General features: G+C 38.7%; 26 protein-coding genes and 3 pseudogenes. 2 read left to right on the forward strand and 27 right to left on the reverse strand.

Going from position 1 to position 26,424, the window contains the following annotated elements:
• Positions 1–29 precede the first annotated feature (29 nt).
• On the reverse strand, positions 30–1,346 hold the full coding sequence (locus BM294_RS04695) for a sugar phosphate nucleotidyltransferase (RefSeq protein ID WP_091205352.1): 1,317 nt from the start codon (positions 1,344–1,346) through the stop codon (positions 30–32).
• 112 nt (positions 1,347–1,458) lie between these two features.
• Positions 1,459–2,835, reverse strand: coding sequence for a sugar transferase (locus BM294_RS04700; RefSeq protein ID WP_091205353.1), 1,377 nt, complete (start codon positions 2,833–2,835; stop codon positions 1,459–1,461).
• A 222-nt stretch (positions 2,836–3,057) separates the two neighbouring features.
• On the opposite strand from BM294_RS04700, the gene rbr reads away from it, so the two are divergent.
• Positions 3,058–3,600, forward strand: a complete 543-nt coding sequence (gene rbr, locus BM294_RS04705; protein ID WP_091205354.1) for a rubrerythrin — start codon at positions 3,058–3,060, stop codon at positions 3,598–3,600.
• 186 nt (positions 3,601–3,786) lie between these two features.
• On the opposite strand, the gene bsh is transcribed toward rbr, so the two are convergent.
• The 25 genes and pseudogenes from bsh to BM294_RS04825 all read right to left on the reverse strand — a co-directional run bounded on the left by bsh (position 3,787) and on the right by BM294_RS04825 (position 25,984).
• Positions 3,787–4,776 (reverse strand): choloylglycine hydrolase, encoded by a 990-nt coding sequence (gene bsh / locus BM294_RS04710; protein ID WP_091205355.1) that lies wholly within the window; start codon positions 4,774–4,776, stop codon positions 3,787–3,789.
• A gap of 173 nt (positions 4,777–4,949) precedes the next feature.
• Positions 4,950–5,582: a flavin reductase family protein gene (locus BM294_RS16675; protein WP_091205385.1), complete on the reverse strand. Its 633-nt coding sequence runs from the start codon at positions 5,580–5,582 to the stop codon at positions 4,950–4,952.
• Positions 5,583–5,771: 189 nt separating this feature from the next.
• A pseudogene (locus tag BM294_RS16680) lies at positions 5,772–6,719 on the reverse strand (Rieske 2Fe-2S domain-containing protein); the annotation flags it as partial.
• 217 nt (positions 6,720–6,936) lie between these two features.
• Positions 6,937–7,416, reverse strand: coding sequence for a DNA-deoxyinosine glycosylase (locus BM294_RS04725; RefSeq protein ID WP_091205356.1), 480 nt, complete (start codon positions 7,414–7,416; stop codon positions 6,937–6,939).
• Complete coding sequence (locus BM294_RS04730) at positions 7,413–7,727, reverse strand: hypothetical protein (RefSeq protein ID WP_091205357.1); 315 nt, start codon at positions 7,725–7,727, stop codon at positions 7,413–7,415. Before BM294_RS04730 ends, BM294_RS04725 begins: the two co-directional genes overlap by 4 nt.
• A complete protein-coding gene (locus BM294_RS04735; protein ID WP_091205358.1) occupies positions 7,711–9,297 on the reverse strand; it encodes an AAA-like domain-containing protein in 1,587 nt (528 codons plus the stop codon). Before BM294_RS04735 ends, BM294_RS04730 begins: the two co-directional genes overlap by 17 nt.
• Positions 9,298–9,479: 182 nt before the next feature.
• Positions 9,480–9,704, reverse strand: coding sequence for a hypothetical protein (locus BM294_RS04740; protein ID WP_091205359.1), 225 nt, complete (start codon positions 9,702–9,704; stop codon positions 9,480–9,482).
• A gap of 243 nt (positions 9,705–9,947) precedes the next feature.
• Positions 9,948–10,082, reverse strand: coding sequence for a hypothetical protein (locus BM294_RS16430; RefSeq protein ID WP_255407181.1), 135 nt, complete (start codon positions 10,080–10,082; stop codon positions 9,948–9,950).
• Positions 10,083–10,139: 57 nt separating this feature from the next.
• The gene (locus tag BM294_RS04750) at positions 10,140–11,219 is read right to left on the reverse strand and encodes a HigA family addiction module antitoxin (protein ID WP_091205361.1); all 1,080 of its coding nucleotides are present in this window, start codon (positions 11,217–11,219) and stop codon (positions 10,140–10,142) included.
• On the reverse strand, positions 11,212–11,583 hold the full coding sequence (locus BM294_RS04755; protein WP_091205362.1) for a hypothetical protein: 372 nt from the start codon (positions 11,581–11,583) through the stop codon (positions 11,212–11,214). The genes BM294_RS04750 and BM294_RS04755 overlap by 8 nt, the downstream gene beginning before the upstream one ends.
• A gap of 117 nt (positions 11,584–11,700) precedes the next feature.
• Positions 11,701–12,441 (reverse strand): hypothetical protein, encoded by a 741-nt coding sequence (locus tag BM294_RS04760; RefSeq protein ID WP_091205363.1) that lies wholly within the window; start codon positions 12,439–12,441, stop codon positions 11,701–11,703.
• Positions 12,442–12,684: 243 nt separating this feature from the next.
• Entirely contained in the window at positions 12,685–13,350 is a 666-nt protein-coding gene (locus BM294_RS04765) for a hypothetical protein (protein WP_091205364.1), read from the reverse strand.
• A 120-nt stretch (positions 13,351–13,470) separates the two neighbouring features.
• A pseudogene (locus tag BM294_RS04770) lies at positions 13,471–14,178 on the reverse strand (transposase); the annotation flags it as partial.
• A 211-nt stretch (positions 14,179–14,389) separates the two neighbouring features.
• Positions 14,390–15,697, reverse strand: a complete 1,308-nt coding sequence (locus BM294_RS04775; RefSeq protein WP_091205365.1) for an ATP-binding protein — start codon at positions 15,695–15,697, stop codon at positions 14,390–14,392.
• Positions 15,698–15,878: 181 nt separating this feature from the next.
• Positions 15,879–16,079 (reverse strand): hypothetical protein, encoded by a 201-nt coding sequence (locus BM294_RS04780; protein WP_091205366.1) that lies wholly within the window; start codon positions 16,077–16,079, stop codon positions 15,879–15,881.
• Entirely contained in the window at positions 16,069–16,311 is a 243-nt protein-coding gene (locus BM294_RS04785; RefSeq protein ID WP_091205367.1) for a hypothetical protein, read from the reverse strand. The genes BM294_RS04780 and BM294_RS04785 overlap by 11 nt, the downstream gene beginning before the upstream one ends.
• Before the next feature lies 1 nt (position 16,312).
• Entirely contained in the window at positions 16,313–17,995 is a 1,683-nt protein-coding gene (locus BM294_RS04790) for an IS1634 family transposase (protein ID WP_091205368.1), read from the reverse strand.
• Positions 17,996–18,197: 202 nt separating this feature from the next.
• Positions 18,198–19,742 (reverse strand): lipopolysaccharide biosynthesis protein, encoded by a 1,545-nt coding sequence (locus BM294_RS04795; protein WP_091205369.1) that lies wholly within the window; start codon positions 19,740–19,742, stop codon positions 18,198–18,200.
• Position 19,743: 1 nt separating this feature from the next.
• Entirely contained in the window at positions 19,744–20,553 is an 810-nt protein-coding gene (locus BM294_RS04800) for a class I SAM-dependent methyltransferase (protein ID WP_175494508.1), read from the reverse strand.
• A gap of 29 nt (positions 20,554–20,582) precedes the next feature.
• On the reverse strand, positions 20,583–21,587 hold the full coding sequence (locus BM294_RS04805) for a glycosyltransferase family 8 protein (protein WP_091205371.1): 1,005 nt from the start codon (positions 21,585–21,587) through the stop codon (positions 20,583–20,585).
• 475 nt (positions 21,588–22,062) lie between these two features.
• The gene (locus BM294_RS04810) at positions 22,063–22,488 is read right to left on the reverse strand and encodes a hypothetical protein (RefSeq protein WP_139225850.1); all 426 of its coding nucleotides are present in this window, start codon (positions 22,486–22,488) and stop codon (positions 22,063–22,065) included.
• Between the two features lie 54 nt (positions 22,489–22,542).
• Positions 22,543–22,596, reverse strand: a pseudogene (locus BM294_RS16785) (hypothetical protein); the annotation flags it as partial.
• A 2-nt stretch (positions 22,597–22,598) separates the two neighbouring features.
• Positions 22,599–22,979: a hypothetical protein gene (locus tag BM294_RS04815; protein WP_091205372.1), complete on the reverse strand. Its 381-nt coding sequence runs from the start codon at positions 22,977–22,979 to the stop codon at positions 22,599–22,601.
• A gap of 543 nt (positions 22,980–23,522) precedes the next feature.
• The gene (locus tag BM294_RS04820) at positions 23,523–24,995 is read right to left on the reverse strand and encodes a hypothetical protein (RefSeq protein ID WP_091205373.1); all 1,473 of its coding nucleotides are present in this window, start codon (positions 24,993–24,995) and stop codon (positions 23,523–23,525) included.
• Positions 24,996–25,033: 38 nt separating this feature from the next.
• Positions 25,034–25,984 (reverse strand): hypothetical protein, encoded by a 951-nt coding sequence (locus BM294_RS04825; RefSeq protein ID WP_091205374.1) that lies wholly within the window; start codon positions 25,982–25,984, stop codon positions 25,034–25,036.
• Between the two features lie 155 nt (positions 25,985–26,139).
• Here BM294_RS04825 and BM294_RS04830 point away from each other — a divergent pair.
• Positions 26,140–26,424 (forward strand): UPF0236 family transposase-like protein (locus tag BM294_RS04830; RefSeq protein ID WP_175494510.1); only part of this gene is annotated, 285 nt, incomplete at its 3' end.

The raw sequence follows: 26,424 nt of genomic DNA on the forward strand, positions 1-26,424 counted from the left end.
GGCCTAAAGCTTAGGCCCCGCTCCTTTTATCACAGTTCCAGTTCAAATTTCTGCTTGTCTTCTGCATTTATAGCTTCTCCAAGCTGAACCTCTATAAGCTTTAACTCTGTTTCTGCGATAACAGTATGCCGACATCCTGCCGACATGGTTATCACATCACCGGCCTTGACATTCTGCTCCATACCGTCAACTATGGTTTTTCCCTTTCCGCTGATAACAACCCACACTTCATCACGGTTATTATGACTGTGATAGTTCATAGCCTGTCCGGGATTCAGTGTTGCCTTGACAGTCATAGAATTCGATTCAACATCTATAACTTTGTAGTCGCCCCAGCTCTTCTCGGCAAACATAATCTGCTGATGGAACTCATCAACATAAGACTTGATCTGTGAACTCTGCTCCTTATCTGATACCAGAATTCCCTCAGGGGATGCAGAAATGACCACATCCTTAAGTCCCATGGCAAGTATAGGTACATCCATCTCATTCACGATATGGACATTCTCACACTTATCATTCATTACCCCCTTGCCTATGACCTTCTCAGACATAGCCTCTGTAAGGGTATTCCATGTTCCGAGATCCTTCCACTCTCCATTGAATCTCTGTACCTGAATCCTCGGTTCCTTTTCAACTACAGCATAATCAAAGGATATCTTCGGCATGGTCTCGTATCTGTCAAACATGTCTTCATAATCGGTATAATCAAAAAGTTCATGTGCCTTCTCAATCAGATAGCCAAGCTTAAATGCAAACACTCCACCGTTCCAGAGTGCGCCCTCTTTGATATACTCTTTGGCCACATCCTCAGTCGGTTTTTCTTTAAATGACTTTACGAAACTTGTCGCTGCTCCATCATCAGGAATGATGTAACCGTATTTCTCCGAAGGATAAGTCGGCTCAATACCCATAAGTACAAGGTTTGCCTCTCCCTTATCCGCCTGTGCAGAAAGCACATATAAAGCTTCAAAGTAGTCATCATTTACATAGGGATCAACAGGACAAACCACAACCGCCTCATCAAGTCCCACATGCATAACATCCTTCAGATACTCCGCTGACAATGCTATGGCCGGGAACGTATCCCTTCTGCATGGCTCCACAGAAATCCCCACTTCTTCATTTAACTGATTGTGTATAGATGAAACCTGTGTCTTGCTGGTTGCTATAGTAACAGTTGCATCCTTATCTATCTTCTTGATCTGACGATACATCTTCTGAACCATGGATTCATAGCTTCCATCGTCCTGTCTGAAGATCTTGATAAACTGTTTGCTTCTGATGTCATTTGACAGCGGCCACAGACGCTTGCCTGAACCGCCGGATAATAATACTATATTCATTCTTTCTCCTCATCTATTAACGACTATTTCAGCCGTACTATCTGACTTATGTGAATACAAATCCCTTATGTATATCAAAAATATGTAGCCAGTTAATAATATCCTGTTGATTTTACATACCTTCACTGCTCTCAAGCGCCGTCACCTGATCTTCCGCCACTCCCTCTGTGCTTTCAGGTATAAATATGATTTTTACCGTATAGAACAGAATCCTGAGATCAAACAACACTGATCTTTGAGAAATGTATATGAGGTCAAGCTTCAGCTTATCGAGAGGTGTTGTATTGTATTTTCCGTATACCTGTGCATACCCGGTAAGTCCGGCCTTAACCTTTAGTCGCAGCCCAAACTCGGGTATCTCCCTCTCATACTGCTTTGCTATCTCCGGACGTTCAGGTCTCGGTCCAACAACAGACATATCATTCTTTAGTATATTGAAAAGCTGTGGAAGCTCATCAATCCTGAGTTTTCTGATGACTTTTCCCACCGGTGTGATTCTGTCATCATTAACACTGGCAAGTCTCGCTCCGCCCTTTTCAGAATCCACCTTCATGCTTCTGAACTTATAAATATCAAAGCACCGACCGTCTTTGGTAAGCCTTTTCTGTGTATAGAAGACAGGTCCTCCATCATATAACTTTATAAGCAGACTTGTAATCACAAAAAGAGGGGACAGCAAAAGTATAGCTGAAAGGGAAATGATGATATCCCCCGCTCTCTTTACTCCTCCATAGTACCAAGCTTCAGGCATCTTTTTATTTCTAAGAAACGGAGTATCGAAAGTATGTGATACTTCATTGTTAAATGTCAAAAGATCAACTATATCTGCAGAAATATGAACATCCATATGATGCGCATCACAGAAGAGAAGTATCCTCTCCTTTATCTGACTTTTAACATCGCAAAGATAGACATCCTTACACATTGACAATGCATCATATATCCGCCTTATGTCCACAGAATCCTCAAAGATCCCTACTATATCATATCTGTTTCTCTTCTCTCCCATCTTTCTGAGAAGACGTCTATAGTCATCCGACCCGTAAACTATCAGAATCTTTCTAGGCTCATCGAATCTTGCATAAAGCCTGTTAAAGATAAAAATAGTTATAAGTATGGATCCAAACTGCAGCAAAAACCCCAAAAGGAAAAAACTCAGTCTTATACGGCTGAAATTATGAAACCAGAAGAAAGCAGCAACGAACAGGAAAGAGTCACCTATTCCGTAAGCAAGCATCTGCGAAAATGCGAGTTCCTGAAGTCTGTAGAGACCAATCTTGTGAGCGTCATACATTCTGGCAAAAAAGAAATATACGACAGCAAATAAGGTTCCTACCGTACAGAGAGTTCTGATACCGAAGAAACCTTTGCTCCATCCAGGAGATACATTCCAATACCACATAGCAGCTGCCGAAAGGAATGCTATGCTTAAGCTTATAAATGTATATATAGATTTAATACTATTCTTAACTTTCTCTTTTCTTATCATAATTACACATTGTATGCGTTAAAACGTAATAAAGCAACATGAAAAGAGTATCCCCTGCCTGATTACTTTATAAAGATTTAATCAGTTGACTTACTCATATATTCCAAATTCATTTGTTTACACTTCTAATTAATGTATAATTATATTGATGTCAATATATTCACATCAAATGTATTTTAGGAGATTGAAGCGTTAACATTAGCAAAGAAAGAAGGTGTTACTATGAAGCCAAATCCATATGAGGGAACCCAGACTGCAAAGAATCTTGAAATCGCTTTTGCCGGAGAATCCGAAGCAAGAAACAAGTATACCTATTTTGCATCCAAGGCTAAGAAGGAGGGCTTTGAGCAGATTGCAGCATTATTCCTGAAGACTGCCGAAAATGAAAAGGAACATGCAAAACTCTGGTATAAGGAACTTTACGGCATCGGTGACACGGCAGAGAATCTCGAAACTGCTGCCAATGGCGAGAACTACGAATGGACCGATATGTATGCCGGTTTCGCCAAAACTGCCGATGAGGAAGGCTTCCATGAACTTGCTGAAAAGTTCCGTGGCGTTGCCGAGATAGAAAAACACCACGAAGAAAGATACCGTGCACTTCTCAAGAATGTTCAGACAAAGCAGGTATTCGAAAAGAGTGAGGTCAAGGTATGGGAATGCCGTAACTGCGGACATATAGTAGTTGGCACGAAGGCTCCCGATGTCTGTCCTGTATGCGATCATCCTCAGAGCTTCTTTGAAGTTCACGAAGAGAACTATTAAAAACCTTAAATGCGGGACAGCTCATAAACTGTCCCGCATTTTGCTATATTCTAGTAATAATAAGTAACCGGCACATAGCACACTGCTCAAATGAAGTATCAAAGCGTCTTCTATGGTTTTTTATGTGCCAGGAATATAATAAACGCTGTACTAGTGATCCTGTCAATCCGGGGACTACAACTACGACTAATTCTCCCACCTTATCTGCTGCCCTTTGACAAGCTCGTATATCACTTCATGATCGCCTCCCAAATCCTCATGATACATATCCACAGCAGTGATCTGACTGTTCTCATAAGTCGTATAGTAATATATACCCTTATCGGTATTGCAGCATGAACTGTAAATGGTATATTCGCAAACCGGTGAACCATCAGCATTCTTTCCAATCCGGCAGCAGCCCTTTTGCTGTTCAACCGAGCCAAGGATCTTAAAGAACTGTGAAACACTTGCAGACTCATCATCTGTTGTATATGAATTAAGCCTTGTAAACGCAGCCTTAACGAATCTTGAGGTAGAACACAAATCTCCGGGGATGCCTATGCCACCCATGCCACGGCTGTACTGTCTCATATCAAGATCACCTGCAAAATGATTTTCAGGTCCAGAAGCAGAGCAACTCATATAATCCGAAAGATGGGTAAGCTGATAATCAAATGTCGGATTGTTCGTCATCACTCCCGTCGGGTTATCGTATATATGCCCACCGGATACCGTCTGCTCAAATACGATGCACTCTTTCGAATCCGCAATCATCCAATGTAAAGGTGATGGCGGAAGCTTTTCGCTGAAGGCATCCGAAGTTATATTGATCTTACATAACAGCTCTCTCGCATCTCCAACTGTTTTACACTTAGACAGAATCCATGGAACAAGCTCAAATGAAGCAACATTATCCTTTCCCTCCACCGTACTGTTATAATGTGCATTTTCCGGGAAATTCAGCCCTGCGACACTTACACCATATTCATTGGAAGCCTCGTAATACAACGGATAATCATTCACAACATAAGCCATGCCGATCATCGCGGGATGCTCTCTGATTTCACCCATATGACGAAAAGAAAACTGCTTTTTCCGTGGTGTCACCGTCACTGTCTCATGATAGGAAAACTCAAGATCCAGATTTCTTCCAAAATAATGATTCTTCGTCTTATATGATACCGCTGTACACATCGTACTCCCTCCTTTTATACTTAATGATATCCGGACTTACTATTGATTTTCACTGTGATGTCACTGTCAAATCATCGTACAAGCGCGAGATTTGGCACATGTTAGACGAATCTACAGACTACTACGCAGAGATCATCGTACATGAACGAGATTTGGCACTTATGAAACCTACATCATCCTATTATCTTTTCAAAATCCGCTTTAGGATGCTTACATATCGGACAAATGAAATCATCCGGCAGCTCTTCCCCTTCCCATTCGTATCCGCAGATGGTACATCTCCATACAGTCTTCCCTGTTGCTGTTTTTCCAACAGGCTGGGGCTTTGGTTTGATATTCTTCTGATAATACTCATAGGTGCAGGAAGCAGCATCCGACAGCACCTCCATCATGACCGGTTCACATATAAACAAGGTATGGGAGCCCAGATCCACGGATTCTTTCACTTCCAATGAGAAGTAAGCATTGGTTCCCTTTGTTATATAAGGAATATCATTTTCCGCAATCCTGTAATCCTTCGCATTGAAGCTCTCGTCAAACTTATCAACGTCTCTTCCGGATTGAAAACCGAAGTGCTTGAAAAGCTCGAACTCCGCTTCTGTACTTATGACAGAAACATTGCAGCGACCTGTTTCTTTCAGCATGTCATGGGTGTAATTTGCCTTGTTTACCGCAATTGAAATCCGGTTAGGCGAAGATGCCACCTGAATCGCAGTATTGATGATACAGCCATTGGTCTTTTTGCCATCTTTGACCGTACATACAAAAAGGCCGTAGGAAAGCCTGTACATCGCCTTGGTATTCATCTCAGCTTTTCTGCCAGGTTCATTGCCATCAGTTACAATGTTGTTTTCAGACATAGTCACATCTCCTTTACGAAAACTCAATTTCCTCAATAACTCATGATCAAAAGTTCCGGCTCCAACATTTGATTTATCATCAGAAGAAGCCGATGCATAAGCATCATCCTTCACTGTACTTTCCTTCTGAAGTTCAGCCCTTCTCCTTCTGTATTCAAGTATGGGCAGATCCGACGCCAAAAGACATTCTCCTATGAACATTCCGGTTTTCTTCGGAAGCTCAGTCTCTACGATCCGTTTATCCTGCCGTTCAATGATTCTGTTGGCAATACTTCCTAATATGGCTATCACCCTGTCTATAGCCTTAATTCCCGTAAATCTGTTGTAGAATCTCAATGCGATAATTGCATGTTCATCGTCAACCGGTATAAAAAACGCAAGTATCATCAGCTTATCGGTGACATGATTAAGCCACATATTGGGAAACTTAAATGTCAGATTTGTACTTTTTAGCACGCTCTCTTCAGAAGATTTAGGAGTCTGTCCCACATCAACTTCATTGTCGGCACTGGTCTCAAGTGTGTTTCTGTCAATCCATACCACCTTCGGTCCGTTACACAGTGTTTTATTTCCACGTCCAATGGTATCACGATGAACAAATGCAAGATGTGAAACATCAAGCTGATTCTCTATGACCCTCGAGTAGTCAACAGACCAAAAGTCCTCCATATGATCATAGCTGTAGGATGAATCCTTAATCACATCAAATACATCCGGATCTTTATCAGGTTCTCCCTCACCATACCATACAAAGATGATACCACCTATCTCCCTTGTATGATAATGTCTCATATGAAATCTTGAATGGTCATAAACCGAAGCTCTTCCTTCAGCCGGAACATACACACATTTACCATTGATATCATATTCTATGCCGTGAAACGGACACTTGATATGTTCATTACTGATCCGGCCTTTTTCAAGAGAGGCTTTCCTGTGAGCACACCTACTGTTAAGACAGCCTATCTCTCCACTCTCTGTCCTGAAAAAAACTATATCCTCACCGAATCTCCTGACGCCTAGAATCTTTCCCTTCCTGAGTTGATGTGATGAAAGAACTGCATACCATTGATTTTTAATCATATGTAATCCTCCATTTTGTAAAGCCTATTGTTTAATGACTACTGCCTTTCATACCATCTTACTAACAGCTCCCAAACTGATTATCACATATTTCTATTAACTGTATTTTAAATTATCAATCACTTATCAGAAAAATTCATCGCACCTATTCCTATTCCCCGTATTCTTAATACAACGGACATCACTCATGATCCGGCCACCACAAGATATAATCCTGTTAGATTTCATGTATCACTTTCCATGCTTCGATCAGCCTGTCAAGATTCCATGCCGCGTTGGCCGGACTTGTGGAAGGAAGGCAGAAGGCCTTGATTCCAAGGGACTTTTCAATATATTTTTTATAATACTTTTCTGCAGTCTTCCCGTTCACAAACACTCTTTCAATATGTGCTGCATCAAGTATGATACTAAGATCATTTGGCACAACATTCTTTATACTTGAATCCGATGAGCCTACAATCTCACAGGAATGAATAACATCCCACAGAGCAACATGATTCCTCAAAAGAAAATCACGTTTTTCAGAAACTGTATCAGGTACTCTTTCATGAAAAACAGCGGCCATGACCTTCCAAAATCTGTTTTGTGGATGCCCGTAAAAAAACTGTGCCTCTCGTGATTTAACTGAGGGAAAGCTGCCGAGAATAAGCACTTTCGAGTTTTCATCGTACAAAGGAGGTATCGGATGTATAATCATTTGCTATCCTCATCTATAACTATGATTTTTCCGGGATTACTTTGAATATTTTCTTCCCACCGATCACCTTCAATAGCCAAAAGCTCTCTATCGCACGAAATACTTACACCGCTTTCCTTCCCGTACCTGTTATATTCTCGTATCATATCGAAAAGTGTTGTCTTGCCTCTGCCGCTCTCTCCTCTAAGGACGGTATCTCCAAACCATACTCTTAGCATGTAATCACCTCTCCACATTGGGGTCAGGCACCATAAACTCAATTCACCTGTCTGTCCACCACTGCCTGCTGCGCCATCATACCGTTCCTTCAAACAGAACTTTATCTCCGATCTCTACCCTCTTTACTCCCTGTTCTTTATTTTTGTTAAAATTAAAACTAAGCATATAGCCGGTATTCAGATTCCAATAATCCAGATATTCACTGATCTGCTTTTCACCTTCTGCATTATACCTTTCCCCGCGCCATATCTTAAGTTCTATGATGTACTGCTTCCCCAGGTAATCGACGATCACATCTGTTCTTGTCTGGTCTCTGGTCTGTGCTTCGATATAGTAGTTTCCGGTTCCATTTATAATCGGTTTCAGATATAACAGAAACTGTTCTCTGCCATCTTTCTCTTTGAAGCGCTCCACCAAAGGTCCGCATATTTCAGTGTACGTCTTAATGAACTTTTCCAATATCAGGCGCATGTTAAGTCTACCCTCTGTGATGAACTGATTCTTTGCAAGTTCACCCTCTCGAGAGAAAACATTTCTTTTTAGTTCCTCATCTGAAAGGAAAAGGTTATATAGCCTTGTTTCAAATATTCGATTAGCAATTCTCACTGTGTTATGGTCATTCCGGATCAGGCCATACATCTGCATCTGCACGATATCTTCCTGATCCGGATTCCATGTAAGCCTGGTTCCCTCCATCAGTATGCCTCTGATAGAAGCTTTCAGATACGGATAGTTATTCAGGTTCTTGGTCAGTGTCTGAAATAGTGTATTATTTTCTGCAAGAAGAAGCTTGACAGCTTCATCTATGCCACTCTCTGTCCACGCGTCAGACAGGCTCATTGTTTTGCTGACCTCTTCATCCAGCAGTTGACAAATTCTGCTCACAAGAAAAGGATAACCATTTGTATAGTCTCTGATACTTTTGGCCATGACCGCTGTATCCATCCCGGTATGATGGTCTGCTTCATACTCATCAAGCATCCCCTTTATACCGTTTTCAGACAAACTCATATCTATCGTAAAATCGGCTGCTATATTCCACGGACTATTTTCCTTATGTTCATCCTCCGGTCTAATCTTTGATCTTATGTGTTTCACATCCGTCACTCCGGCAAGAATGACTGATTGAAATGTTTTCTTTTCCGGATCATCTTCCCGTTCCAGATAATCCGCTCTTAACTGTGCAAGAAAATCAAGAAATACCTGATTGTTGGTTGCTGTATCCACTTCATCTATAATCAACACCACAGGCTTTTCGGATCCTTCGCACCACTCTGTCAGAGAAGAGAATAACTCATCAAGCACCGCTTTATTCTCTTTTCTGGAAATATATTCTTGTAATTCCGCTTTTAATGCTCCGGGAATTGGAAGACTCTTTCCGCGTGCCATTATCTGACGGCAAAAAGCCTGTACAAATTTTTCTTCAGTCCTAAAGCTTGCAGCACTTATCTTCTGAAAATCAAGGCTAAGCACGTCATAGTCTAGTTTCAGATATTCCGTCAGAGCTTTTATAGTTGTCGTTTTCCCATATTGTCTCGCCCGGTTGATTGTAAAATACTTACCATCATCTACAAGCCTTTTTATTTCCCTCACCCTCTCGGAGAGATCTACCATATAATGCTTTGATGGTATACATACCGCTGTTGTATTAAACTTTTTCATCGTTCAAATATCCCTCCACATGAACCCTGTCAACAATTATTCATCACTTTTGATTATAACATAAAAACTGTGGCCGTTTTATTCCGGTCACAGTTTTTCAATCTCATGTTATTTTTTATAAAAATTTAATGGTGACATGCAGTGCGCCCAAAAGCGTTTCTCGATGTGGTCATTCAGCCCGGTCAAAAACCTGACGAGCGTGCTACACCAAATCTATCATTACATGAACCCATCAAAAAACATTCCTCATTTTCGGCATCGGCGCCATTCGGTTCAACTACAGATAGTTCTGTGTTGTACATTGACTCTTGAAAACCATCTTCATTAAGCAGAACTTTGTGATCTGCTTGTTTGCTGCACCATTTTTTACCAACATGGGTTTTCTTGAACACATCATTTCTGTCCATGATGTACCATCATAATCTTCTCCAACTCCGTAATAATAACTCTAATAAAACCAGCAATATAATAATTTGCTTCATTTCTTGGAATCCCATATTTCATCATTAAGCTAGATAATTCTCCATGAAGATTATCTAACAAATTATATTTACTTTCTTGAGTAAGATTTGATGCTATTTGTTCAATTTCTTTGCTCGACAAGTATGATGCAATCTCTTCAAGAATTGCATCCCCCCTATCAACGTGTTTTAATAAAAACTCATTTGTATTAACGAATAGTTTTTCCCAATCTTTTTTTCTTTATATTCAGAGATTTTCTTAATTGCATAATCAAGAACTAATTCTCCAGCTTTTTCAATTGTTATTCCCGCTATTGCATCCATCACCTTTTTCTTCCCCTCTCAAAAAAGCTCTTTGTCTTACCTGGCAGCTTATAGTAATTAATCGTAACTCACCTTATACTTATGCTTCAATGAATTCAACAACCTGTCCGTGTAGCCAACAAGCCTATCATTCTGGAGCCGTCCAAGGACAATTCCCGGATCTCTGTTAATGCTTCGAGCAAAAGCTTTAATAGAAGCCGCATCAAATCGTTTGGCAAGGATAAACTCATGGTATCTATCCGGATCAATCAGCTTATCTTGAGCATATCTATCAGCCTTATTCTCCATTTCACCTTTTTCCTCATCAAATGAAATGCCGTAATCCCCATTCATGATATGCCCAATCTCATGAAACAGCGTAAACCAAAAAGTATCAGAATAAAGCCTCCTATCGTTCACCATAAGGACAATGTTGTTTCCAATTTTTTTAGTTGCACCGTTAGTATTTGATCCTGAAATATTGGGAAGAATTTCCAATATGACTCCCGCATCACGAAAAGCTCCATTTATTTTTTCATAAAAAGTATCATGATCATTCGTTAAAGTAAGCGCATAATCCACTGCTACTTCAAACTTCTTTTTATCATATTTCGGAGCATCGACCTTCAGCGCTCTGTTTGTCGCGATCTGCACCATAGCATTAGCTTTTACTATATTTGCTTCACTCAAATTATTTGAGGCACTACGAAAACTTGCCGCCATATCTACCTTTGTAAAAGCTCTTAAGGTAGATACATTTAAGAATTCCCTTAAATTCTTAATCTGAGCATTTTTATCTCTTGGACAATCTTCCAGACCATACTTATCTCTGAAACACTTATTGTATTCAAATAAATCAAAGATTTTCCGTTCTTCTTCCAATTCCTGATCGGAAGCAAATTCTGCCACCAAAGTATCATATGTTTTTTGCAGATTGAGCCAATACCCAATCGAAGTTCCCAACAATCTGGACAGCTTCATAGCGATATCCTTAGACAAACTCTGCTCGCCTCTTATCAGAATGCTTAAATTCTTAGGAGTAGTGTCCAGCCTTTTCGCAAAATCCTCTTGTGTTAATCCACTTTCAGCTATTATTTCTTTAATATAGTATCCCGGATGGAATGCAACCTTATTATCATACTCTATATAATCACTCATAGTGTTTACTCACTTCCTTTATTTCAACAATCTCAACGGCATCGGCAATTTCATCTATATTGCACTTTTCATACGGTTCTTTATCACTATTCAGTGGTCGTAATATAATTCGCCATGGTTCCTTTCTTGTTTTAACATCTATGGCAAAATATCCTTCAAGCCTGCTGTTGCCTTTATTATGTAAATCATGGAAATGAAACTGTGACTGAACAATAATATCTTTAATACACTCCGCTGCCTCAAGAGCGTTTATTCTTGACAAAAGACTTATTGCCAGCTTCGCATCCCCTCCGAATAATTTTTTGGCATCCTTTAAATTATTACACTGTTGTCGGACCTTATCACTAACATAAATCAGTTCCACATGGTGGACCTCCTCTTTTGTAAATTACCCATCAGGTAATTTAATTATATCTGACTCAGTCAAATGTTTCAATCTTTGTTTATGAATTTCCTGTCATTTATAGCGACCGAAATACATCTAATGATTCTTTCTCAACGGCCTCTTAACCTCCATCTTCCACGCATCTTCCTCCGCCACCTCTATAACCCCAAACCTATACAGCATGGGGTAAATATACGACACACCCCTGATGTCGCCCAAGACCTTGGGGCGGGAAATGGGTTCTCCCTGTAATTCAACTGCTTTTTCAAACGCCTTCACCACAGAACCCCAATCCATCGTCTCACTCTCTCCTTTTCTGTCTATAATCAGCTCCCTATTGTAATCCCCATCCCGGTCTTTCTTTAACTCATAGGTAAAAGGCAGTCCTGTCATTGTACGGAAAGGATACCTTTGAAATGCCACAACCGCATTCCAAAGAGCATATTCGTTCATACGCTCCATCAGATTCCTTACCGCCTGCTGCCTTCTACGATATACATTAATTCGCTCTGCATTCATCGACAATTCTTCCGCCTTATATATCGACTTCGTATACGGCAGATATCCGTTTACAGATGATTTTTTAAGGCCCGTAAGCGCCTGAATCTCCGCTATACTCTTCCCGCCGACACGCAGATCGTTTACTACTTTTGATATTTCATTGCTATATGCTCCGGATGTGATCAGCAGCTTTCGAATCTTCAAAGGTGACATATCAAATTCAGCTGCCGTCTGTTTCAGCTCTCCGGTTTCCTCATAGGATTCAGATACTGCATCCAATAGACTCTTCATAATCTTATCCGGATCATAATGTGGTCGTTTCTTAGGTTTGGCCATTTACTATCACTCCGCTTTCTCTCATAACTATTCACCATAATTTATATATTTCATATTTGCATATTGCTAATGCCTTATCATAATAACCTTAAAGCCAATTTATCACATTTCAATCCAACTTGTGTTTGTAAATTTCACGGATTCATGACAAAATCAAAATTTTCGGCACGAATCCGTGGTTTCTCAATATTTTCATTAGCGAGTAAATCTTTCAGATAATTCGAATTACACCATAAAGCCTAATTACGCATTATCTCTGACCATAGCTATAACAAATTCATTATGTTTCTTAAGGGTTTGATCTTCTAACATCTCCGAAATGGTCATCCAATAATAATTTTTACCGGCCACAACAAACGAATCCTCATCCTCATGTCCGAGCCCATCAATCTGTGCTGTATAAAGAGTATAATTGTATGATCGTTCCTCATTATGCTCTGTAGAAAACTTAATCTCATGTTGAGCGGTTTTGTGGTCCACATGAATGTTGTCGGTATCAATTTCAAATTCCTCAGATAACCTACGCTTGATATTATTCATGTCATCTTTAACAGTTGTAAAATTCGGAAACAATTTCAAGCCCCAACCATGGTCTGAATACAATAAATACTTTGTTGGGTGTTTTTTATTTTGAATAGCGATTATGGAGCTATTTCTTTCTGTCATGTTTAAATCCTCTATATCTCTTACTAAATCCTCTTTAGTATATTTAGGCTTTCGGATAAGATCAGATATAAATAGAACGAGATGTATCGCTGCTACCAAAGAAATTATAAACCTTAAAATGGTTGAAGGAATTATAAATTCCGGATACGTGGCAGTACAAGCCGAAAATATGAGAAGTACCTCCTCAATAGCGCCAATACAATTATAATTTGTTCCGATATAATCTTTTTTCTTTTCAAGCAAATCGTTCCGTCTCTTCTATATATGATAAGCCTATGATATCTTTTTTAATCAACTTAGTTGATGCTCCAGCTTAGTGGCATCGACGGTTACTCACCGAAACCTATTAACAAATAGCTTCTATTCTCTACATACAAATTTCATTTTATTTATAAATGCCTTCCTTGTTTTTAAATCTCGATTTTGCAATCGTGCAATATAATTATTAAAAAAATAATTCTGAAACGCTTCAGACAATTGATTTACATCCACTCGTATTCCTAATCCATTATGCTCGTAACAGACAGATGAAATAATTGCTTCAAGGTTTTCTCTTGCTTCATTTAACAAGTTTATGTCCTGTGGAAATGCAATGTTCTGCGGAGCACACGTTGCATCAATTATCATTGTACCTTTGTTTTCAGAATTACCATCTGATGGATGATCATTTTCGTTGTAATCAATGATTAATTCATTAATCTCTGCGAGCTTTTCGTCGGTAATTCTTTTACGAAATTCAACCATCAAAGAAGGTACAAATGGTTTTTCTAATTGGAATCCAGGCAATCCAATAAAATACTGATAATATGGATTCTCCTGGATTTGTTCAACGAGTTCCCTGTCAGAAAATCCAAACTTTTTTTGAATCAGGAGAGCACCAAGTGCCATACGTAATGGCTTTGCCGGCATTCCGCAATCGGATGGAAATAAATCTGCATACACAGTTTCTATTTCATCCCAGGGAATCATAGCAGCTTTTTTAATCCATTTATTCTCTGGATCAAGTTTTAGACCCATGGGCTGATTGAAATCCTGGAGACTGAACTGATGATTTTGATTTTTCTTATACATGGTATTCTCCGTGAAAAGTGCAAGGTTTTTGAGACAATTTAATGTAATTCCTTGCATTAATTATCTCATTTACAGGCAAAAAAGTCAGTAAAATCAAGGTTTTTTGATTGTTGAGCACACACTAAGTAACTTTTATGTTAACTTCCGCACTCTTATTTCTATATATACAATACACGATGAGGTGTCCTCGAAATAAACAGACATCTTTTCATCATATGAATGTAGCCATATAGAGCGGCAGGGTGATGATCCCGTCTTCGCTTACACCGATATTCCCATCAATAAATTTATATGCATAGGATATGTTCCGGTTCTTCTTCATTGCTGATATCAGTGAGGTCGCCCTTTCTTTTCCGCTCTTCACCTCTATGGGCACAACCTTCCCATCGACCTGGATGATGAAATCCAGCTCCTTCTTAGTGGTTTCATTTTTGTAGAAGTATAAAGGGTATCCCTTTTTATGCAGCGCATCAGCTATGGCACACTCATATATCCCGCCCTTCGTATTCCCGTCAAGGGTATTCTCTACGATATGCTGTTTCAGAGAGAAATCCTTCATGGCAATGAGCAGGGACAGATCCGTTGTATATGCCCTGAAGAAATCATCCCGGGCATAATCGGCAAGATCATATCTCACATCAGTCACGATCCTGCATAAGTGGATAATATCAGCCCTGAGCAGCCATTCGATACTCGAATAATATTTTTGTGCCCTGGCTCCATGCTCGATCTCTTTGTACTGGAATTTGTGGTTTTCTTTATCAAGCAGCTGTTTTGACAGAGTCAGATAGCATTTCTCGGCCTTGACCTTTTCTTCCGCCGTCGCATAATGGGCGATATCATACTGATAGCCCTGGAGCAGGTTTCTCTGAACACGGTCTACATCTCTGAAATCCCTGGTGTCAAAATATTTCTGGACCGCCTCCGGCATTCCTCCGGTTGCGATATACAGTCTGTAATATTCCATCATTTTTTTATGGATCGGATCAGGAACCGGTTTCTTTGAATCAATATATCCACGGAGCGTTTTTATCATATCGTCAGAGATACCGATACCCCAAAGGAATTCCTCAAAATCCAGGCCGTACATGTTGAGATAATCAACATATCCTACCGGATAGGAAGATGCCCTTTTATAATCGATCCCTAAAAGGGAACCGGATGCGATCACATCATATCTGTTATCTGTAGCCCAGAACTTTAAGGAAGTGATGGCTTCCTGGCACTCCTGTATCTCATCAAGGAAGATCAGGGTCTTTTCCGGATCTATTTTTTTATCCGGGAACCGGAAACGCAAGGCCATGACCATATTATCCACTGTAAGGTCTCCGGAAAATATATCTGACGCAGACGGTGTTTCTTTGAAATTGATTTCAACGATTTCTCCGTAATGTGACTCTGCAAACCGTTCTATGGCATAAGTTTTTCCGGTTTGCCTGGCGCCCTGGAGTATAAGGCATTTTTTTTCTTTATTTTCTGCCCATGATCTAAGCTGTGTAAAAATTTTTCTTCTTAACATGATTCATACTCCATCATAAATAGATGATACAATTATATATTATAATCAACATTTTGGAAAGCTATAATGATTGTAAAGCATCATTTTGGAATATAAAAATGTATTAGATTTTTCAAAAATTACATATAGTTTCTGGTTGCCATACTATTATTGTAAATGTTAACTTCCAGAAATTTTACGACTACACTCCTTCAAAACACCACTCAAACGGTAACTCCTCGTATACTCCCAACGCTTCCTCGACATACTCCAAGGCCTCGTCATAGAGGCCTTTTTCCATGAGATACTTTTCTATGAACATCAGCCGTTTCTCTAGCTCGTTTATCCTTGCCTTTAGTTCTGGCTTTGAAATCCTCCGGCTATTGTTTTCTTCACCGACCATCTGAACCATCCTTATCCGGATCACTTTGGATGTAGCGCATAATGTCCTCAAAGCTCCTCTTGCTTGAGGCATAGGCCTTGAAAAGTTCATCGCTCTGGATGGATTTTCTCATATCCAGCAGCCTCTTCATCTCAGCTGTCATCTTTTCGTATTGCTGCCGGTTTTTGCTGATCGCTTTTTCAAGTTTAGTGATCTTATCGTTCAATGCATCCTTGTTGACCGTACGTGCCATCTTATGCTCCCTTCAACGCATCATTTATATACGCAACTTTATACTTTACGTGACTCGCCTCAATGTTGAATGCGCTCAGGATCTCCGTCTGGGTTTTCGTCACCGCATGATCCAGCCTGTATTCTCCATCAAGCTGCCTTGTCATCTCGATCTTTTCCAGTTCCCTTATCGCTGCCGGGACTGTGAGATAATTAGGTTTTTTCGTCATTTCCTTTGCTTTGTTAAGTACAGTATATAAACGACATCTAATAATAAGTGCAATGAATGCTACAAATATCTTATTTGCAGCCGCTTCCGAAGATGCCACACAAAGTGTATTGTTGCCAAGATAAGACTTGTCTGCACGGAACACTTTTTCCGAAGCATCACGACTCTTGTACAGATCAATAGCTTTCTTGAAGTCCATCTTCTCTGAGGAAATGATTGCAAAGTATCCGCACATCTCCAGTTCTTCACGTATCACATCAAGCTTTGGCTCTGCATAGACAAATGTATTTTCGTTGTAGTGGATGTAGAAATAGTGGTGGAATGTATTGCTGAATTCACATTCCTGGTCTCTCTGTTTATCAAGCCATGCCTGCATACCCTGGACGGTTTCTTCAAAGCGGCTCCGCTCACCGGCTGCCTTGCCCGAGTTATAAAACAGATGGAAATATCTCTTCTTACTATCGGATGCACAGACAAAGCTCTGTACTGTCTTCCCGTATACTCCGAATTCAGTCACATAGCTTCCCCAGTCACTTTCGAAAGTGCCCTTATGTTTTCTGATGATGTCATGGACCACATCCTTGATACCTTTGACCATGATGATAAAGTAATATCCGTTTTCATCAAGGCACTTCAGGTTATCATGGCTAAAATATCCTCGATCAAGTATAAATCCGATGTCCCTGTAGCCATAGCTCTTCACCTTTGAAACCATGTACTTGAGCTGAGATACATCATTGATGCTTCCTGGATACTGCTCATATACCAGAGGTTCACGATTATTCACGTCGTAACCAACGGCATAATTAAATATGGGTTCCCCTGTATCAACTTTCGCTTTCCCATACTCAACCATATCAATGTCTCCGGCTTCACTGTTCTTGTTTGTGGAATCATAGGAAATATAGATCTTATCGCGTTTGGACCGTTCTTCATTCCATAATTCAAGAAAACGGGTTCTCTGATCTTCGCTAAGATCCCTGAAGAAATCTGAAATAGTCGAATCGCTGTACTGCCGCATGTGGTCTGTGAAAAGAGGATGGTTGTACGCATAGTCCGGGTAGTACTGTGCAGCATTGCCTTCTGTCACGATTGAATAAGCAGCAAAATCAAGGATAAGTCCACGCTGTTTAGGATCAAAGACTTCATCCAGTTTCTTATCCAGCCCATACTCTTTGATGACTTCACGGATAGCCATAAAAGTACCCGAACGAAGGCAGCTACTCCTTGATACATCCTCGCGCTGTTCCGGAGCCTCTACTTCAGGGAAGTACTTTTTGAAAATCTCATTAGGCCTCATCCTTGTAGGATCATCCTCAACAACTTTACCTATGGTCCTGCGTTTCACCGTTGTGTATTTCTTTTTTGCATCATAAACACGGTCATACTCATAGTAAACATAAGTTGCTCCGTTCTTCTCACGATAGGTTATTTTTCCCTTGGCTTCCGGAATTTCAACAGTATAGTCCAGATACATAAGATTCCCTCACTTTAATAGTTGTATTTACGACTATATATAGTATAAAAAAAATCTGCAGATTCTCAACTCGAAAATGCAGATTTTTTCCAGTATTTTCAAGGCTTATTAGGGTTTTGATTGTTCACAATCTGACGCAAGTTGCACAAAAGTCTCGGAAGTTTACAAATAGGCCAATCTCACTCAACACTCTCCGACTCCCTTATATCCTCACCAACTTTTTCATCCAAACCATAGCGATTCGATATCTTTCAGATTTGTGCCAGACCACCCAAAGCACCGCAACAAACATAAGTGTAGCAATAATCAGTCTGCCTATCAGGCATATGAGACAGCTTCCTATCAACTTACTCCGCAACATACCTATCGGTAATGCAATCGCACATAGAATCCAACTCAATCCCGCAGTTAAGATCATAGCAAAAGTATAAGCCGCATGATCCAGCCAGAATTCTTTTAGCTTCCCATTCTTAAAATACTTTGTGAATACGACTCTTGGATAGAAAAAGAGGTTCGTTGCAGACACAGTAACTATCGTTGCTAAAACGATGCCGTAAATGCCCATAACTTTGCAGAGAATGACGTTAAGGACGATATTCCCAACTAGTTCTCCAATCATACACCATCGGGTTTCATACCATAGACCTGCAGCGGACAGATAGACCCAGTTTATGGAACCTGAATTCAGAACAAAAAAGTATAAACTCATGCCAACAGCAATTCTAAGTACCATCCCATTCCCGATCCATGTAATGATAAACGGTTGATATAAACATAGCATACAAACTGTTGCCCATGTAACTATGCCCATATACATGAAATCGAATTGTCTTAAATCGTTGTAGTTTTTTTCTTTACTCTCTGTAACTATACTATTTCCCACACTCGGAGTCATTGATGTCATTATAACTACAGTGCAGGAAAGAATCCCTGTCATAATAAAAAGATAATTGTTATACATCCCCGTCATTGCAAGTCCAATGAATGCAGAGATGCACATGCTGTCTATACTGTTTCTGGATGCATTTGTCAGTCTGTTTATAAGTAGACCTTTTACTTTTTCTTTCAGATCAGTTTTCTGTTCTTCATTTATCTCCCCTCTACACTCAATCTCAGGATATCTTTCCCTGACTATATACGCTGTCAACAGATTTTGGATAACAGTCACCAGCGGCATAGCAAAAAAGTATAAGTAAAAATTCTTGCTGCACAGAAGCACAGCAGACTGAATTATACATTTGGCAACAGTCATAACCGTTTGAATCCTGCTTAACACATCCTGCCGCTGAAATGCAGTCGGAATCACTGTGACATACCCAAATAACAGATAACTTATAACTGAATTAGCGAGGAAAATAAGATAAGTTGAGTATAAATTCAATCCTTCCGGCAACGAAGGATCTCGAATCAGCCTGCTCAGGAATGGCACCAAAAGCAGACCGACACCCATGATAGACAAACCGATAAATCTGTAGATGATTTTAAAATAAGCCAGATACGCACAAACCAGTTCATTATCCCCTTCTGCCACCGGTTTGTACATGCTATAGACAACCGCAGAACCAAATCCAAGTTCCATTAGAGAGAGCACTGAAATGATAGATGTGAAAAGACTATTTAGTCCCAGATAGTCAACTCCGAACCGATATATGATGATTGTTCTGACTATGAATGGTAAAACCAACGAGGTTAGAACCTGCAGGAATCCGTAAACGATATTTCGCCTTGTATTTGCTGTACGTTCCATATCACTTCACACACCGAAACAGGATATTCATGTCATAGTTTGCCGGACCAACAACCGGAAGAATTTCATCCGGGTAAAATTCCCCTGAAATTTTCTCTACTTTGAATCCTGCTTCTTTCAATAGTTCATCTGCCTGCATTCCGAAAACACGTTTGTGATCAAACTGTCCAAACCGTTCTATCCTTTCTTCATTTGTTTGAACCGTAACATCTTCATCCACTAATTCAACCTGTGGATCCATAGGAAAGGAGCAGATAAAAGATCCACCTGACCGAAGGATACGATGCACCTCCCTGATGGCTTTTCGAAAATCATCAACATGCTCAAGTACATGGTTACAGATAACTAAATCGATGGAGTTGTCCGGCAGTTTAGTATCTTGTAAATCTAATTTTAAATCTGCCGATTCATATAAATCCGCAGTTGTATACTCTATCTTGTTTCGATCCATCCATAGCAGCATACTCTTTTCAGGAGCAAAATACAAAATATTGGATGGCTTTATCATTGTTTTATTTTCTTCAAACCAAGAAGCAAGAATTCTATGTCGTGGAATAGAACCACAAAACGGACAAACCAAATCCTGTCTGACATTTATATACCTTTTTACATCAACCTTATCCGGAATATTTATATATTCACCCTCTGCAAATGCCCGAAATTTCTTTTTACAACAAGGACAGAATAAATTATTTTGTTCCGGAAACAGAAGCATATCTAGAGTATACCTTATGCCTTTAACTTCTGAGCGAATCCGCCTCGCACTCTTTAACATTGGTTTTAGAACGTATTTTATTTGCTTTTTCAACATAAAATTCCTTTGTTGTGAATATGTCATGACTACTTTCGCCCATCACAAATTGCTTGTTTAAGAGCTCTCACTGGTTCATATATACCTAAGCGAATAGTTAAGTCTCTTACCAGTTCCTTAATATACAAGGCTATAGGCAGCTTAACCTCCCTTATAAATGGATCAAGATACTTCCGCTTTATTTCAATATCTTGCATTACATAATAATTCCACCAAAGATCTGCTTTAATTTCACTCCAGTAACTCCAAGGTTTTCTGCTCCCGGTATAATGTACTACTATGGGATTTTTCATAGCCTCTGCGAGATTTTCATGGCCATATTCCTCTATAGTGTCATGGTCCTTTTTAGAAAGATGTGAAGTCATAACATTATATTTGATCGGCAACAGTTTGATTCTTCCATAACATACAGAATTGATAACATCCTGATCATTATATCGATAATCATTTTTCAATCCCGCCTCCTCCATCCTTGAATCCATTCCATTGCTTCTTATTTCTTCGAGATTCAGCATCAACACACCAGCATTAATATAATCCTTTAGACTAGGCACACCTAACTGCTCTCTCAAACCATTATCGCAACTACAGGTTATCGTTTTTTCCCTGACCCCTGCGATGCAATACCCTTCTACATCTACATCAAATAAATCTTCGATATTTCCTTCAACCACTGTATCTGCGTCCAGATAAATACATTTTTTTATGTCTTGCTCTCCGTTTTCAATCAGAATCCTGGGAATCATCAACCTATACATCGTAGCTGTTGTAATAAATTCAGTATGTATAGTTACATTATCATAACTATCGCCCATATTAATGATGTTAATGTCCACGAATTCAAATAGCTGACATAAATGAAATAATAAAGATTCCCTATCCTTACCCAAATCATCAGAAGTAAGCAAATATACTTTTACATGACGGTTTCCTTTATAATTTTTCAGCATTGAATATAAAGTGATATATGCAGGTATAGCATATTTATTATCAGTACTTATAAAGATAACCATCCTATTGTTATTATAGTTCACGTTACATCATCCTTTGGTGCCTTCTCAAAATACACTTTAGTTGCCTTTCAAAATAAAACTATTCATCTATCTATTGCCTAAAAGTATTGACAATCTATGTTTTACTGTCATGAAACATTTTTTCCTCATACGACATATTTCAACTCTCCCTCTTAAGCGCAGAGACAAGCTCAAACGCACTGTCTGTAATATATTTTGATTCTACAATAAACCATATATCATGTTAGAGATTCCTCTTTGTAGATGCTTCCAACAGTTTCTTTTTATCCAGTGTTCCAAGCCGGATCATGTTCTGGTATATTCTTGCCATTTCCTGAATTTAATGGGTCGAGTAGACAGGGGGATTACTCCCTCTGTCTACTCGACCCTATATCCGGAAAATGCAGATTTTTCCAGTATTTTCAAGGTTTCTTAGCCTTTTGATTGTTCGCAATCTGACGTTAGTTGCACAAAAACTATTTGGCTTCACTGACATCTAACCTAACACACGGGGGTTATTAAGCCCATCAATGTATGTCATTCTGTCTCCATGTTTAGCAGACAGAGAATGAGTTAAAATTTCATTGTTCCATATATCCATAAATAAGGTGAGTTCATAATAAATGCCTTTAAGATAGAAAGCTGTCATGTCACTCACAATACACTGTAGTGGACCATCAACATTAAGGCCTGTCATTAACAGATTAGGATATACCTTGAAAGGATCTCCCTGTTTTTTGTATCTGTAGTGCTTGGATATACTTACAATACCCGCGGTTTTACAGCATTTATGAGCGTACTGGTCAGAAACAACAAGTCCGGTATCTAGCCTTATTTTTGCATTTAACCAACGATATCCATGTGATGGGTATTTTGCGTGATACTCCTTAAACAGGATAAGGTCAGCAACAAAAGATTGCATACGTTTTGAAGGGTGCTCCAATCGATGCTTCCATTTATAGAAGCTCGAACGATTAACACCCATTATCCGACATAATCTCTGAACTGAAAACTGTCCGGATAATTCCATGATTACTTGAAATTCTTGTTGCTTAAAGAACTGTACTCCTTGCTTGCACCATCCCCTTTCACCTCGTATCCTTTTTTTGCTCGAGCCTCATTGACTTTGGCTCTAATAAGTTCATCAATAAGTTCTTCCTTTGACATTGCCATATAAGTTTCAATGTCATAATCGGATGACGCCTGACGAGCCTTGGATGGTTGTTTGGGAGCTGGATTTTCGCTTGATAAAGAACGAGTACCTTTTATACCATTTTCTGCTTTATACATCGAGACATAACGTTCAACGCTACCATGGCTTAGATTATATTTAGCCATAGCATCAGCACATGACATGCCAGAGGTATAAATATCTCGTCCTATATCGATACGTTCTTCGTGAGTGTATTTCATAGAACACCTCCATGTATGCATTTATTATACACCTGAGTAAAATTAAATAATGGTGTGTAATAAATTTGGGTTGGTGTCTACTTTTAGCTTACCACTTCAAGACCCTAAAGTCTGACCCTAAATAACTTTGGGAAACCCCACTAAACTTTGGAGATCCCAAAAAAGCCCAGAAAATCAACAGATCCGCTGATTTTTCGGGCTTTTTGCCACGTTTATTCGATTGAGTTTCAAAACTTATTGGAAGTTAGGATTAAAATCTTCCCATCCGTCCAAATCTCGACATTTCCCTGAAAATTGATATGTTTCCGATATACTTTTGCAAAAAATGCTGTTTTCTAATCTTCCCAATTAATAGCAACTTGAGCCCCTAAAGCTATCTTCTTGCCATACTCATAATCAGCAAGCATTTTATCATATAATATCGTCATTTTTACCAAATCTTTCGATTTTTCCGTTTTTCACTTTTTCACAATTTTTTGAAAAAATAAGTTCATAATTATTCATATCATCATTTAGTCCACAATGGTGCCTTACCTGTCATTATTAACTGCTATTAAAACCAGAATTTAAACCAATTTGCTTTTCTATCCAGTCGCTAAAAACTTTTCCTTTCAGAATCCCAACATTTGGTGCTATCCACCCTAATATCCCATGCGCTCTACTAAATAATCTAATGTCTCCAGTCACAAAATAATCAGAATAGGCTGCATAAATAATATGTTCTGTGTCATGTGTAGCACTTTTAATTTTTCCACCATCTCTATTCCTCTCAGATTGGTAATGAAGAACATCAAAAGCACGAATAAACGAATATACAATATCATTTATCTTATCATAAGGTATTTGAGGCGTATAAATATCCTTAACATCAGCTAAATTAAACGAAGCTCCTACATATTTAAGCGCCTGTTCAAGTAATTTTCTATCTTCACCGAACAAATCTTTATTATTTATTTCATTTCTATGATACTGGCTGCTAAATTCAGGATATAAATCATTTATTACTTTAATCTTATTTAATCTTATTTCCTCCAGCACTTTTGTTAGTTCCAGCGAATCGGAATTGTCTACTCGTTTGTTACAATAGTGAGCATCTTCATAATCAAATCTCACTCCACCATTGACCCTATGAATCTCTATATGATCTGTAACTTCATTCAATAAATCAATAAAACGTCTCTTGGAGAACAACTCGCCTTTTCTTTTCTGTATATCTTCAAGATGAGCTGGACTATAGTAATAATCAAAATAATTCTTACTCTCCATAATTAGGTGCCAATCACATGAGTTTTCTGCACCATTGTCAAATCGTTTCTCTTCAATATCTATAAAGACATTTGTATCAAGATATATAAGTTTCTTCTTACCTGGCACAAATTCGCCTTCAATATGAAAAACAGGCGGTCTCATATGTCTAGACTTTTTCATCAAATCATCATTCAGTGATGCGATTTTCCATCTCTCAATCCTTAGCTTTGCTTCATTTATATCAATATCTCCGTTAAAAATGCCTGCTATCAAGTTAAAATTGAAAGCAAATTCAAGGCAAGAAGAATGCTTAGTACAAACAGGCATATCCATCATTTGTATTAGATATAAGAAAAACACATTTAATGCTCCAATGCGTGGCTCTTGTATCTGAATATCTCTAATAAGTATCAAATCTTTTAATAGTTCACACCTTATATTGCAAGCATCTTTCTTTAGAAAAGCTGCTAGTTTTTTGCTTCCTTTTGACCATACCTGCTTATATTTGACATAATATCCTTCCAATACTTTCTCTTCATCGGTTTTTATTCCCTTTTGAATCAAATTTTGTACGTATAGTTCTAAGGCCGACTGATAAAAACATAGCCTTAAAAAATTTTTATCATGCTCTATACACAATTCATTAGAATACTCACTCAATTGAAATACAAGATCTGTAGTTATTTCATCATTTGGACACTGGCAATAACCAAAGATTTTGTCAAACATTAGCGCTACTGTATTATCTGATCCACATTTGTTAATCATATTTTCTATATTCCCACTATTCAAAATCAAATTTTAGGCTAAACCAACTTTGCCAAATCATCAACTCCCAAATTACAACGACATACCTCATCTATACATATCAAATTCCAATCAGCTGTTAAACCAGCTCCATTTACAGCTGAAATCAGAGTAGCAGCCATAATGTTTCCCTCTTTAATTGCTGCTTCTGAAATCATTTCTGTCTGAGGAATTGTCAAATCCACAACTGATAATCCCCCGTTTAAAATGTCAAACAAAGTCATCTCCTTAAACATTTCAGTTTCAATATCAATCTCAAGAATTAGATATAATGATTGCTTGACCTGATTTTTAACCCCGGGCGGTAATTGCAGATTCACACCATTTTTCATCAGTATATTTCTATATTTCAATGTGAATTCTCTCTCTGAATCATAATGTTCTACAGAAATAATGGCTTTCTCATTCGATATATGTTTATCAGCTATTGAAGAAAGCACTTCTTTATAAAGACTCAAGATATTTTGTGCTTTTAACTTTAAATCCTCATCAGAAAGAGACTTAAAGCTTTGGTCGTAATGCATACACTCATTACGTAATCTGCGAATATCATGAAACTTATCCCTAAGAGTTCCGTCAATAACTTTTTGCGTAGCAAGTCTATTAATTCTTTTTTCCTGAGTATTATTATCTACTCCGCCTATGTTTTTCTGAAACAAATACTTTGCATACTCTTCAGAGGCAATCCCGGAAACAGCCACAGCACCTGTGTAATAACCGAACGAATATAGTTGCTCAGCTTCTTCAAGAAGATCTAAGAATTTTTCTTGTACAGTAATTAGTCCAACATCGTCAATCTCGTACCATCGTTCAATTATATTATCTATGTCTCTTGCAACTCTTTCTTGAATCAGCTGCGCTAAGTTTTCTTTGTCACGCTTAATATATTCTTCTCTTAATCTTTTTGGCTTATCTGAATAATCCGCTTTTAAATAATCGATATATGCCATAGTAACCTCAAATTATTGATTCATTCTCAACTGCTAGTATAACGTAAAGCTAGCGTAAAGTTTTTGTAGGTTTAAGAAAATAGAAAAGAGAACGATCTCGAATAAGTGATAAAGTTATTGCGACTAAACAAAACTTTAGGTAGGAGATCGTTCTCATGTTTAACAGTATACAGCAGTTTGAAAGTGAAGGCATTAAAAATCTTAGAAAGGCTGAGGATAATTTCATAGGCCAAAAGGACCTGGCCAGTTTGGAATCAAATGTAAAAGACATTGTATTAAACCTTGGATTGAACATCATAGCAGAAACACTGGAAAACTATGATAAGGCAATAAAGAATAGTCCAAACAGAAAGGCTAAATGGAACATTGTAAGGACAGACAAAAAGGAACTGATTACTTCATTAGGAACCATATGCTATGAAAAGACACTATATATAAAT

Source organism: Oribacterium sp. WCC10 (assembly GCF_900113415.1).
Classification (GTDB): domain Bacteria; phylum Bacillota; class Clostridia; order Lachnospirales; family Lachnospiraceae; genus Oribacterium.

Coding starts and splice junctions, on each gene's coding strand:
- BM294_RS04695 (WP_091205352.1), bottom strand. CDS start 1,346: ATGAATATAGTATTATTATCCGGCGGTTCAGGCAAGCGTCTGTGGCCG.
- BM294_RS04700 (WP_091205353.1), bottom strand. CDS start 2,835: ATGATAAGAAAAGAGAAAGTTAAGAATAGTATTAAATCTATATATACA.
- rbr (WP_091205354.1), top strand. CDS start 3,058: ATGAAGCCAAATCCATATGAGGGAACCCAGACTGCAAAGAATCTTGAA.
- bsh (WP_091205355.1), bottom strand. CDS start 4,776: ATGTGTACAGCGGTATCATATAAGACGAAGAATCATTATTTTGGAAGA.
- BM294_RS16675 (WP_091205385.1), bottom strand. CDS start 5,582: ATGAATACCAAGGCGATGTACAGGCTTTCCTACGGCCTTTTTGTATGT.
- BM294_RS04725 (WP_091205356.1), bottom strand. CDS start 7,416: ATGATTATACATCCGATACCTCCTTTGTACGATGAAAACTCGAAAGTG.
- BM294_RS04735 (WP_091205358.1), bottom strand. CDS start 9,297: ATGAAAAAGTTTAATACAACAGCGGTATGTATACCATCAAAGCATTAT.
- BM294_RS04740 (WP_091205359.1), bottom strand. CDS start 9,704: ATGGACAGAAATGATGTGTTCAAGAAAACCCATGTTGGTAAAAAATGG.
- BM294_RS16430 (WP_255407181.1), bottom strand. CDS start 10,082: ATGGATGCAATAGCGGGAATAACAATTGAAAAAGCTGGAGAATTAGTT.
- BM294_RS04750 (WP_091205361.1), bottom strand. CDS start 11,219: ATGAGTGATTATATAGAGTATGATAATAAGGTTGCATTCCATCCGGGA.
- BM294_RS04760 (WP_091205363.1), bottom strand. CDS start 12,441: ATGGCCAAACCTAAGAAACGACCACATTATGATCCGGATAAGATTATG.
- BM294_RS04775 (WP_091205365.1), bottom strand. CDS start 15,697: ATGTTAAGAAGAAAAATTTTTACACAGCTTAGATCATGGGCAGAAAAT.
- BM294_RS04780 (WP_091205366.1), bottom strand. CDS start 16,079: ATGGTCGGTGAAGAAAACAATAGCCGGAGGATTTCAAAGCCAGAACTA.
- BM294_RS04785 (WP_091205367.1), bottom strand. CDS start 16,311: ATGGCACGTACGGTCAACAAGGATGCATTGAACGATAAGATCACTAAA.
- BM294_RS04790 (WP_091205368.1), bottom strand. CDS start 17,995: ATGTATCTGGACTATACTGTTGAAATTCCGGAAGCCAAGGGAAAAATA.
- BM294_RS04795 (WP_091205369.1), bottom strand. CDS start 19,742: ATGGAACGTACAGCAAATACAAGGCGAAATATCGTTTACGGATTCCTG.
- BM294_RS04800 (WP_175494508.1), bottom strand. CDS start 20,553: ATGTTGAAAAAGCAAATAAAATACGTTCTAAAACCAATGTTAAAGAGT.
- BM294_RS04810 (WP_139225850.1), bottom strand. CDS start 22,488: ATGCAATCTTTTGTTGCTGACCTTATCCTGTTTAAGGAGTATCACGCA.
- BM294_RS04815 (WP_091205372.1), bottom strand. CDS start 22,979: ATGAAATACACTCACGAAGAACGTATCGATATAGGACGAGATATTTAT.
- BM294_RS04820 (WP_091205373.1), bottom strand. CDS start 24,995: ATGATTAACAAATGTGGATCAGATAATACAGTAGCGCTAATGTTTGAC.
- BM294_RS04825 (WP_091205374.1), bottom strand. CDS start 25,984: ATGGCATATATCGATTATTTAAAAGCGGATTATTCAGATAAGCCAAAA.